Source organism: Nocardioides sp. SYSU D00038, from assembly GCF_016924665.1.
Taxonomy (GTDB): Bacteria; Actinomycetota; Actinomycetes; order Propionibacteriales; family Nocardioidaceae; genus Nocardioides.
Genome location: NZ_JAFFJT010000001.1, coordinates 1 through 10,894, shown reverse-complemented (window position 1 = coordinate 10,894; position 10,894 = coordinate 1). Strand labels below are relative to the sequence as shown.

Genomic DNA, 10,894 nt, shown 5'->3' with positions numbered 1-10,894 from the left:
GGGGGGGGGGGGGGGGCGCCCGGGGGGCGGGGCCCCACGCCTCTAGCTGGTCAGCGACCGCCGGCGCGCGGTCGCTGGGGGCTGCCTCGCCGGTCACCAGCGACCGCCAGGTCCTACCTCCCCCCTCCGGGTGAAGTCCACGACCGGCGTACGTCGAGGTGTCCGTCGTCCGCGAGCGCGGTGAGGACGTCGTCGGCGTCGAAGGCCGCTCCGGGGGCCCGGGCGCCGGTCGTCAGCGTCCGGCCGTCGAGCAGGCGGAGGACGCCCTCCGCGACCAGGGGAGCGGTGCTGGCGTAGATGTCCTGCCCGGACGCCGAGATGCGGCGCTCCTCGGCGCCGCGCCGAGTAACCACCTCGACGACGAACCGCTGGGCCGAGCGGCCGGTGCCGTCGAGCGCAGCCGGGGCGGGGGTGGTGGTGTCGCGGAGGTCGTCGAGGGCGGACCCCGTCAGCAGGCTGGTCACCCGGGCGACGCCCAGGTGGCGGGCCAGGAGCACCACCTCGGTGAACGGGTTGCCGACGACGCGCTGCCGGCCCAGCGGGTCGGGGAACTGCCAGGACGTCTCGGGCGCGGGCCTCGGCGCGGGCACCAGGCGGCCGTCCTCGAGCACGAGCCGCGGGACCGTGTTGCGCCGGCCGGTGAGCCGGGTGCCGGCGGTGGGCCACCAGCGGTCGACGCCGTAGGCGACCGTCACCTCGTCGACCCGCTCCCAGCCGGCGGCGGCCGCCGTGGCGAGCAGGTCGGGCAGACCGCCGTAGAACGCCAGGGCAGGGACCACCGCGACGCCGGCACCGGCGTGGGCGTCGAGAAGGTTCCGCGCGGCGGCCTGCTCGGCCGCCAGGTCGAGGTAGTGCGCACCGGCGGCCACCGACGCCGCCGCCAGCGCCGGCGCGGTGTCGAGGAACGGCCCGGCTGCGTTGACCACCACCCGCGCGCCCCGCACCGTGGCGGCCAAGCCGGCAGCGTCGTCGACCGCGGCCACCCGCACGGACAGGTCCCCGTGGCGCGCGGCCATCTCGCTCAGCAGCCCCGCCCGGCGTCCGGCCACCACCGGGCGCAGGCCGCGCCGCACCAGCTCCGCCACCACGAACCGCCCCGTGTGCCCGGAGGCGCCGTAGACCACCACCTCGTTGCCGTTCTCGCGGTTCACCATGCCGCCATCCCACCGCGGCACCGCCGCCGACGGGAGTGTCTCGAACGACACCTGTCGTACAGTTTCGGACATGCCCTCCCTCGGCATCGCCCTGCACGCCGACTCGATGCTCTACGAGACCGCGATCGCGGCGGAGGTCTTCGGAGCCGACCGCTCCGAGCTGGCTCCCTCGGGCCGGTGGTACGACGTCGTGGTCGCCACCCCGGACGGCGCCCCTGCGCGCTGGCTGCCCCACCTGCGAGCGGTGCCGTTCGCGGCGCTCGCCGACGTCGACACCGTGGTGGTGCCCTCGACCGACGTGCTCGACCGCACGCCCGACCCCGCCCTGGTGGCCGCGCTGCGGGTCGCCCACGACGCCGGCGCGCGGATCGCGGCGCTGTGCACCGGTAGCTTCGTGCTGGCCGCCGCCGGCCTCCTCGACGGCGCGACCGCCACCACCCACTGGCTGCACGCCGAGGAGCTGCGCCGGCGCCACCCCCGGGTCGACGTGCGCGCCGACGTCCTCTACACCGAGGACGGGCAGGTGCTGACCTCTGCGGGGAAGACCGCCGCCCTCGACCTGTGCCTGCACCTGGTCCACCTCGACCACGGCGCCGCCGCGGCCAACGCCCTGGCGCGCACGCTGGTGGTGGCCTCGCGCCGGGCCGGCGGGCAGGCGCAGTTCATCGTGCCCCCGCCCGACCCGCGGGTCACGGACCGGCTCGACCACGCGCTCGCCTGGGCGCGGGCCCGGCTCGACCAGCCGCTCACCGTCACCGACCTGGCCCGGGAGGCCGGGCTCGGCAGCCGCCAGCTCGCGCGTCGGGTGCGCGCCGAGCTCGGCACCACGCCGCTCGGGTGGCTCCACCAGCAGCGGATCCACCGCGCCCAGGAGCTGCTCGAGCGCACCGAGGCCTCCGTGGAGCAGGTCGCAACCCGCTGCGGCATGGGTACGGCGACCACGCTGCGCCGCCACTTCCAGCGGGCCCTAGGGGTCAGTCCGACGGCCTACCGGAGCACCTTCCGGGTCACCTCCCGGGCCTGACCGGGCCACCGTGCGGATTGCCGCCTGCGACGCCGCACGAAGCCTTAGGGTGGGGCCACCCCCGGTCCCACCAGCACGAGAGGCATGCCCTGATGGCTGCGTCCACCACCCCGGCGCGATGGCTGCGCACCGCGGCGTTCCGCCTGCGCAGTGAGCTCAACCAGCGCGGCTGGCACTTCCACCGGCTCGACGAGGAGTCGCGCCGCTACGCGATGACCAGCTACAACGACGCGGTGCCGCTCCCGCCCGGTGCGGCCGAGACGCTGCGCGCCGACAACCCCGACCTCCAGGAGCTGGTGCGGGCCTACGACGGGCTCACCGACGTGCCGGCGGCGGTGCCCAGCCTGTGGACCGGCGCCTTCGTCGACGACCAGGTCTCGCTGCCCTACTTCCGCGGCGACAACGCCTACGTCTGGCAGTACCGCGCGTTCGGCGGCGGGGCCGAGGCGCGCACCTACCTCAGCGTCCTCGACATCGAGGAGCGCGACCACCTCGGCCTGCTCAAGGTGCTCGAGGAGGACGGCCTGTTCGGCGCCTGGACCTTCCAGTTCGGCGAGCGCCCGCTGGTCAGCCGCGACCTGCTCGACTCGGTCACCGAGATCCTCTACCTCGACCAGCAGATGGGGCTGGCCTCCCGGGAGAACCTCAGCGTCCTCGACATCGGCGCCGGCTACGGCCGGCTGGCCCACCGGATGTCGACCGCGCTGCCCAACCTCGCCGGCTACGACTGCATGGACGGTGTGCCGTACTCGACCTTCCTCTCCGACTACTACCTGCGGTTCCGCGGCTGCGGCGACCACGTGCGGGCCGTCCGGCTCGACCGCCACCAGGAGATGCGCGACCACTACGACGTCGCCGTCAACATCCACAGCTTCACGGAGTGCTCGACGGCCGCCATCCAGTGGTGGATGGACCGGGTCGCGGAGCGCGAGGTCGAGTGGCTGCTCATCGTGCCCAACCACGACACCGACTTCCTCTCCACCGAGCCCACCGGTGCACGGCTGGACTTCCGGCCGATCATCGAGCGCGCCGGCTACACCCTCCACGACACCTCCCCGCGCTTCGCCAACGAGGAGCTGCGGCCGCTGATCGGGATCAACAACCACTTCTTCCTGTTCCGGCGCGGCTGAGCCCCCACGTACGACGGCCCGACGTACGACGACGGCCCCGCCTCCTCGGAGGCGGGGCCGTCGTGCGTCGTGCGTCGAGCGGTGCTGCGGGACGCTCCAGGTCAGGCCGAGGTGGGCCGGACGTAGGAGATGGCCGCCCCCAGCGTGATCACCGCGCCGACCGGCAGCCCGGCCCGCTTGGTGTCCAGGACGATCTCGACGCCGTAGACGCCGCCGCCCCACTTGTTCTTGACCTGCTTGTTGACCGTCACCATGCCAAGGCCGGCGACGTCGATCTTGGTGTTGGGCGACACGTTGACCGGCAGCTTGTTGCCCGCGATCACGAGGTTCACGAACTCCGTCGACAGCGTGGTCTTCTTGTTCTTCTTGCCGTTCTTGACCGTGGTCGAGGTGGTGCGGATCGCGTCGGCCTTGATCAGCCCGTTGAGCACGTTGAGCCCCGCGGTCTGGTTGCTGACGGTCACCCGCGCCTTGCCCGGCACCGTGCTGCCGCTGGTGGTCGACTTCAGGGCGCCGACGTGCAGCACGCCCGGCAGGTTCACCTCGGCGGTCGCGTTCTGGATGGTGCGGCCACCGGTGCCCGAGGGCGGGGTCGAGATCGGCGCGCTGGGGCCGGTCTCGAGGCTGAGCAGCTGGCCGCCGGAGACGGTGATGCTCGAGCTGTAGCCCTGGCCACCCAGCACGGCGGCACCGGCCGGCGGCGACGGCGCGACGCCGGCGGCCGTCGGGCCGAGGACGATGGTCGCGGCGGCCGGGATGTTCTTGAACGGCTTGAGCAGCTGGGCGTAGAGGCCGAACCCGTAGCTGAACGAGCCGCCCTCCACCTGCCGCTGCACCGAGCCATTGAGGATGATGTAGGCGATGCCCGGGATCGTGATCGTCAGGTTCTTCTTGACGTTCACCGCGTACTTCTTGCCGGCGATCTCGAGGCCGACGAAGCGGGTGTTGGCGGTGTTGGACATGCCCTTGAGGGTCTTGGTGGCGGTGGACTCGACCTCCACGGCGTCGACCTTGATCAGGCCGCCGAGGATCGAGACGTCGGCGGTGCGCGACCCGGTGATGATCTTGGTGCCGACCTTGCCGGCCTTGCGGGCGCGGGCCCAGGTGCTGACGGCCCCGACCTTCACCAGGCCGCTCGCCACGTTGGTGCGGGCCAGCCGGTTCTCGTCGTCGACGTTCCAGCGGCTGCCGGCGACGGTCGAGGAGGCCGTGAGGTCGCTGCGGACCGTGACGCCGAGGGCCTGCACCTGCGAGCCACCGGCGGTGCCGTAGTAGAAGAACCGAGGCTTTGCGGCCTCGGCGGGCGTCGTCGCGATCAACGTGGACAGCAACACGCCGAGAACGGCCAGGGCCGAGATCGTGCGCTTCTTCATGAGGTTTCCTTCATCGGCCCCGCAGGACCGGCGTGGGGGGATGGGGGAGTGTCGGTGCGTCTCCGATTTCCATTGGACCCCAGAAACATACTTTGGGGGGTATTTCTCCCGATCGGGGGCGCGGACGACGTACGCCGGCCTTGGGCCCGCACGACTCAGAAGCCGCGGGCCAACCCCCAGCTGACGGCCTGGGCGCGCCGGTTGACCCCGGCCTTCAGGTAGACTTGCCGGACGTAGGTCTTGACCGAGTTGACGCTGACGAACAACTCGTCGGCGATCTCCTGGTTGGACAGGCCGCGGCAGATCAGCTCGAGCACCTCGGCCTCACGCACGCTGAGCCCGTGGTCCTGCACCGGGGCGGCGCCGGCGGACGGGGCGACGACCTCGCCGCGGTGGACCGCCTCCAGGGCGGCGCCGAGGTCGTCGGCGCTGGAGGTCTTGGCGACGTAGCCGCGCGCCCCCGCGGCGAGGGCTCGGCGGATCGAGGTGGTGCGGCGGCTCCAGGTGAACACCAGCACCGGGGCCTCGGTCAGGGTGGACACGTGCGCGAGGTAGTCCTCGATGGCCACCTCGCGGTCGATCGGGTCGCACAGCAGCACGTCGACCTCGGTCGCGCTGCGGCCGTCGGCGATCGGACGGAGCCGGGCCCGGCCGCCGAGCCGGTCGAGCATCCCGCCGATGCCGGAGACGATGAGCTCGGGCTCGTCGTAGACGCCGACGGCGAGCGGTGGGGCGTCGGGCCCGGGGCGGCGAGACATGGTGAGCACGAACCTAGGGCCGAGCCCGCACCCGGTGAGGCCGGAGACCCTCACCCCATCGGGTGTTTCTTCGCCTCCGCGCGCTCGAGGTGCTCGGCGCGGTAGCGGCCGAGCCAGCCCTGGCCCGCGGCGACGGCGGACTCCAGGTCGGGCACCAGCGCCTGCGCTGCGGCGACGTCGCCGCCCACCACCGCGACCTCGATCCGCCGGGCGGTGTCGGCCGCGGCCACCACGCCGAGGTTGGACGCGCTGCCGACCAACTTGTGGGCGGTCTGCGTCACCGTGTGCAGGTCTCCGGTGCGCAGTCCCTCGCGGATGGTAGCCACGGCCGAGGTGGAGTGGGCCGCGAAGTTCGTGATCGCGCGCACCAGGAACGAACCGTCCTCCTCGTCGTCGAAGGCGCGCAGCATCTCCAGTCGACCCACGTCGTAGGTGTCGGGGGGTCCGCTCGGGACGCCGTCCATCGCGGGGGCCGGGACGGCGTCGGCGCCGGGGTCGCGGCCGTCGTGCGCCAGCAGCCGCCGGAGGGTCGCCTCGAGCACCAGGGGGTCGACGGGCTTGGTGAGGAAGTCGTCCATGCCGGCGGCCAGGCACCGCTCCCGCTCGCCCTCCACCGCCCACGCGGTCATGGCGATGACGGGGGTGCGCCGGCCGTCGCGCTCGCCGGCCCGGATCGCCCGCGTCGCGGAGTAGCCGTCCATCCGGGGCATCTGCACGTCCATCAGCACCGCGTCGAACGCCTCGTGCTCGAGCAGCGCCACGGCGTCCGCGCCGTCGTCGGCCACGGCGACGTCGTAGCCCAGGGACTCCAGGAGTCCTCGTGCCACGAGCTGGTTGACCGCGTTGTCCTCGACCACGAGGACCCGGCGCCGGGTGTCGCCGTCGCGGTGGTGCTCGTCCTCCATGCCCACCTCCGCGCTCAGGGTAGGTGGCCGGGAGCGGCCCCGAGGCCGGAATGCGCCAAGCCGGCCGGCTGGCGGCGCGCTCAGGCGGCGGGCTCAGGGGGCGGGCTCAGGCGGCGCCGGCGATGAGGTACCCGTCGCCGGCCACCTGGAGCTGCAGCGTGACCGACTCGGTCTGCGGCGGCCCGCCGTCGACCCGGTAGCGGTAGTCGTAGGAGACCCGCAGCAGGTCGAGGTCGGTCGAGGTCACCTCGAGCAGCTCCACGTCGCTGAGGGTCCCCCAGAAGCCGGTGTAGCCGTCGAGGCCGTTGCTCTCCTCCTGGTAGGCCGGGGTCAGCATCTCGAACCCGGCCTCCGGGTCCGCGGGCGCGATCCGGAGGTAGTCCTCCACGAACTGCGTCATCGTCTCCGCCGAGGCCGTGAACGAGGTGCTGGCGGTCGCCGACGGCTCCTCGCGGGGGCCGGCGGCCGGCGGCGGGTCGTCGCCGCCGCCGAGTCCGATCGCGAACGCCACCGCGCTCACCAGCACCAGCACCGCCGCCACGGCGAGCAGCATCAGCCACGAGACGCGGCGGCGTCGCGGCACCGGCGAGGCCCCGTGCTCGCCCGGCACGCGCCGGGGCGGGGGTGGGGGCGGCACAGCCGTCCGCAGCACCTGGGTGCCCTCGTCGTGGCGGGTGACCCGCGGCTGGGGCGCCTCGCGGTGACGCGGGCCGGGACGGCTGCGGGGAGCGGCGTTCGGCGCGGCGGCGGGACCCGCCTCGAGGAAGGTTCGCACCGCGCCGGCGTCCCAGCGCCGGGTCACGTCGCGGCACATGGTCGCCTCGAGCAGCGGCAGCAGCCAGCCGGCGTTCTCCGGCCGCGGCGGCTCGTCGTGGACGATGCGGTACATCGCGCCGAGCACGTTGTCACCCACGTCGTACGGCGGGTGGCCGGTCAGCGCGTGGAACAGCGTGGCGCCCAGCGACCACACGTCGCTGGCGGGCGTCGCCGTGCGGCCGGTGGCCACCTCGGGGGCGAGGTAGGCGGGCGAGCCGGTGACCAGCCCGGTCTTGGTGAGGGAGGGGTCGGTGAGGGTGCGGGCGATGCCGAAGTCGGTGAGCTTCGCGGTGCCGTCGGAGGCGACCAGGATGTTGGACGGCTTCACGTCGCGGTGCACGATCCCGGCGGCGTGCGCGGCCTCGAGGGCGGTGGCCGCCTGGAGCAGCACCGGCGCGGCCTGGTCGGGGGGCAGCGGGCCGTGGTGGCGCACCAGGTCGGAGAGAGTCACACCGTCGACGTACTCCATCACCAGCCAGCGGGTCGGCCCGTCGTCGACGAGGTCGAAGACCGCCACCACGTTGGGGTGGTTGAGCCGGGCGCTGAGCCGGGCCTCGCGCTCCACGCGCTCGCCCTCGGGCGACAGCTCGGTCGAGGCGGCGACCCGCTTGAGCGCCACCGGCCGGCCGAGCACGGTGTCGCGGCCCAGCCAGACCGTGCCCATGCCCCCGTGGCCGATCTCGCGGTCGAGGGCGTAGCGGTCGGCGATGGTCGTGACCGTCACCCCGCTCACCCCTTCCCCCGGCGCGCCGCCGGGATCGCCTCGACGCCCCTTGACAGTAACCGGGTGGGCCGCACCGAACCCGATGCGGCAGGCTTGGCACCGCTCGTCCCACGACTCCCGGAAGGCTCCCATGTCCATCGACCCGACCCTGCTCGACGATCTCGAGTGGCGCGGCCTCGTCGCCCACTCCACGGATCTCGACGCGCTCCGCGAGGCGCTGTCGACGAGGAGCGTCCGGTACTACGTGGGGTTCGACCCGACCGCGCCGAGCCTCCACCTGGGCAACCTGGTGCAGATCCTGACCGCGCGCCGGCTCCAACTCGCCGGCCACACGCCGTTCGTGCTCGTCGGCGGTGCCACCGGGATGATCGGCGACCCGCGCGACTCCGGGGAGCGCACGCTCAACTCCGCCGACACGGTGCGCGAGTGGGTGCAGCTGGTGCGGCGCCAGATCGAGCCGTTCCTGTCCTTCGAGGGCGAGAACGCCGCGACCATGGTCGACAACTACGACTGGACGGCCGAGCTGTCGACGATCGACTTCCTGCGCGACATCGGCAAGCACTTCCCGGTCAACCGGATGCTGGCCCGTGACGTCGTGCGCAGCCGGCTCGAGGCGGGGATCAGCTACACCGAGTTCAGCTACGTGCTGCTGCAGTCGATGGACTTCCTCAACCTCCACCGCGAGCACGACGTCGAGCTGCAGTTCGGCGGCTCCGACCAGTGGGGCAACCTGACCGGCGGTGTCGAGCTGGTGCGCCGGGCCGACGGCGACCGGGTGCACGCCTTCGCGACCCCGCTCATCACGAAGTCCGACGGCACCAAGTACGGCAAGACCGAGGGGGGCGCCCTCTGGCTCGACCCCGAGATGATGTCGCCGTACTCCTTCTTCCAGTTCTGGCTCAACGTCGAGGACGAGAAGGTGGGCGAGCTGCTGCGCATCTTCACCTTCCTCGGTCGCGACGAGATCGAGGCCCTCGAGGCCGAGCACGCCGAGAAGCCGTTCCTCCGCGCGGGGCAGCGGGCGCTGGCCGAGCACGTCACCACCCTGGTGCACGGGGCCGAGGAGACCGAGCGGATCAAGGCTGCCTCGGCGGCGCTCTTCGGGGGCGGCGACCTGACCGGGCTGGGCGCAGACACCTTGGGCGCCGCCCTCCGCGAGGCCGGGACCACCACCGTCGAGCGCGCCGCCGGCCTGCCGTCGGTCGTCGACCTCCTCGTCGAGACCGGGCTGGCCGCCAGCAGGGGCGAGGCCCGGCGCACCATCGGCGAGGGTGGCGCCTACCTCAACAACGTGCGCGTCGAGGACGTCGACGCGGTGCCGGGGGAGGCCGACCTCCTCGGCGGGACCTGGCTGGTGCTGCGCCGCGGCAAGAAGAGGTTCGCCGGCGTCGAGGTCCGCTGACCGTGGCCGGGGAGGGCAGCGCCTGGCTCGCAGGTCTCGAGGAGCGCGCGGCCGCCGTCCTCGCCCCGGAGGTGCGCGACTACGTCGCCCTGGGCTCCGGGCGGATGGTGACGCTGCGAGAGGCGGAGGCGGCCTGGCGGATCCCACGGCTGGCACCCCACGTGCTGCGCGACACCACCACGGTCGACCTCTCCGTCGACCTGCTCGGCACCCGCGCGGCGGTGCCCTGGCACGTCGCACCGATCTCGCTGCTGCGCGCCGTCCACCCCGACGGCGACCTGGCCGTAGCCCGGGCGACCGCCGCCGCCGGTGCGGTGATGACCGTCAGCAGCAACACCGGCACCGGCTTCGCCCAGATCGGCGCGACCGGGGTGCGCTGGTGGCTGCAGGTCTACCTCCCCGCCGACCGCACCCTCGCCGGACCGCTGCTCGACCGCGCCGTCGAGGCGGGTGCGGAGGCGGTGGTGCTCACCGTCGACACCCCGGTCGTCGCGAGCCGCGAGAGCGGCGGCCCGACGGTCTGGGACGTCGTCGACCCGGCCCTGGTGGGCGTGAACTTCGACCCCGGCTACGACACCCGCACCGCTGCGGCCAAGGCGCTCGACCTCGGGCCCCACGACCTCGACTGGCTGGCCGCGCGCACCGGGCTGCCGGTGGTGGTGAAGGGCGTGCTGCGTCCCGACGACGCCCGACGCTGCGTGCAGGCCGGCGCCGCCGCGGTGTGGGTCTCCAACCACGGCGGCCGCCAGCTCGACCGTGCCGTCGCCACGGCGTCCTGCCTCCCCGCCGTGGTCGACGCCGTCGCGGGTGACGCGCAGGTCTACGTCGACGGGGGGTTGCGTCGCGGTCTCGACGTGCTCACCGCGCTGGCTCTCGGCGCCGATGCGGTGTTCCTCGGCCGTCCGGTGCCCTGGGCGCTGGCGGAGGGGGAGCCCGGTGTCTCCCGGCTGCACGCGGAGCTGCGCACCGAGCTCACCGAGGCCCTGCGCCTGGCCGGTTGCCGCGGGGTCGCCGACACCCGGGGCCTCATCGCACCGGTGCCGCCGACTCCGCGCTGACCTGCGCAAACGTTCGCCCGCCCGGGCTGTGGCCCGGGTCACGCCGTCTCGATTTGTGCCAGTGCCGGAGTTCCCCTAATGTTCTCCGAGTCGCCAGGGAGCGGCGGGAGGCAAGACGGTCACGTCGGGCTTCCGGCCCCGGGCAGACCACCTCTTCATCACCACCCGGACCGGGTCGAAGCAGCACGCCAGCGGCGAGCTCAACAGATCCGGCCCTACCGGTGCGCGGGGGTGCGGTGCGGAAAGGCTTTCGATTTGCGAGGGCCCGGCCGAACCACATAAAGTAGTGACCAAGCCCCACAGGTCACCGCGAGAGCGGGACTTGGGTGTGCGTTTGATCTTTGAGAACTCAACAGTGTGTCATAGTCGACGAATTAGTTTGTTTTGCCCCGTTGGCTGATTCTGGTTGCTGCTGTCCTTTTCTGGGGTGGTGGTGGTTGGGGTTGGTTGATGGTTTCTTTGACGATGATTCTGGCTTTTTTGTCAGTGTCTCCTGTCAGGGGCTTCTCTTTTTCCTGGCTCTTGACTGCTTCCTTTGGGGGGTGGTGGG

The 10,894-nt window shown here is 73.0% G+C and carries 9 protein-coding genes; 4 read left to right on the top strand and 5 right to left on the bottom strand.

Features of this window, described 5'->3' with window-relative positions:
* Nucleotides 1-113 precede the first annotated feature (113 nt).
* On the bottom strand, nt 114-1,154 hold the full coding sequence (locus JT721_RS00045; RefSeq protein WP_205470844.1) for a saccharopine dehydrogenase NADP-binding domain-containing protein: 1,041 nt from the start codon (nt 1,152-1,154) through the stop codon (nt 114-116).
* Nucleotides 1,155-1,224: 70 nt separating this feature from the next.
* Between JT721_RS00045 and JT721_RS00040 the strand changes: the two genes are divergently transcribed.
* Together JT721_RS00040 and JT721_RS00035 are read left to right on the top strand one after the other, a co-directional pair.
* Nucleotides 1,225-2,178: a GlxA family transcriptional regulator gene (locus tag JT721_RS00040; protein ID WP_205470843.1), complete on the top strand. Its 954-nt coding sequence runs from the start codon at nt 1,225-1,227 to the stop codon at nt 2,176-2,178.
* A 92-nt stretch (nt 2,179-2,270) separates the two neighbouring features.
* Nucleotides 2,271-3,308 (top strand): hypothetical protein, encoded by a 1,038-nt coding sequence (locus JT721_RS00035; protein ID WP_205470842.1) that lies wholly within the window; start codon nt 2,271-2,273, stop codon nt 3,306-3,308.
* A gap of 101 nt (nt 3,309-3,409) precedes the next feature.
* Here the strand turns inward: JT721_RS00035 and JT721_RS00030 are convergent, their stop codons facing one another.
* The 4 genes from JT721_RS00030 to JT721_RS00015 all read right to left on the bottom strand — a co-directional run bounded on the left by JT721_RS00030 (nt 3,410) and on the right by JT721_RS00015 (nt 7,884).
* On the bottom strand, nt 3,410-4,681 hold the full coding sequence (locus tag JT721_RS00030) for a choice-of-anchor P family protein (protein ID WP_205470841.1): 1,272 nt from the start codon (nt 4,679-4,681) through the stop codon (nt 3,410-3,412).
* A gap of 155 nt (nt 4,682-4,836) precedes the next feature.
* Nucleotides 4,837-5,439, bottom strand: a complete 603-nt coding sequence (locus tag JT721_RS00025; RefSeq protein ID WP_205470840.1) for a response regulator transcription factor — start codon at nt 5,437-5,439, stop codon at nt 4,837-4,839.
* A 50-nt stretch (nt 5,440-5,489) separates the two neighbouring features.
* Nucleotides 5,490-6,344: a hybrid sensor histidine kinase/response regulator gene (locus JT721_RS00020; protein WP_205470839.1), complete on the bottom strand. Its 855-nt coding sequence runs from the start codon at nt 6,342-6,344 to the stop codon at nt 5,490-5,492.
* A 106-nt stretch (nt 6,345-6,450) separates the two neighbouring features.
* Nucleotides 6,451-7,884 carry a serine/threonine-protein kinase gene (locus JT721_RS00015; RefSeq protein WP_205470838.1) on the bottom strand — a complete coding sequence of 478 codons (1,434 nt, stop codon included), beginning with the start codon at nt 7,882-7,884 and terminating at the stop codon, nt 6,451-6,453.
* Nucleotides 7,885-8,014: 130 nt separating this feature from the next.
* Between JT721_RS00015 and tyrS the strand changes: the two genes are divergently transcribed.
* On the top strand, nt 8,015-9,286 hold the full coding sequence (gene tyrS, locus JT721_RS00010; protein WP_205470837.1) for a tyrosine--tRNA ligase: 1,272 nt from the start codon (nt 8,015-8,017) through the stop codon (nt 9,284-9,286).
* 2 nt (nt 9,287-9,288) lie between these two features.
* The gene (locus tag JT721_RS00005; protein WP_205470836.1) at nt 9,289-10,344 is read left to right on the top strand and encodes an alpha-hydroxy acid oxidase; all 1,056 of its coding nucleotides are present in this window, start codon (nt 9,289-9,291) and stop codon (nt 10,342-10,344) included.
* Nucleotides 10,345-10,894: the final 550 nt, after the last annotated feature.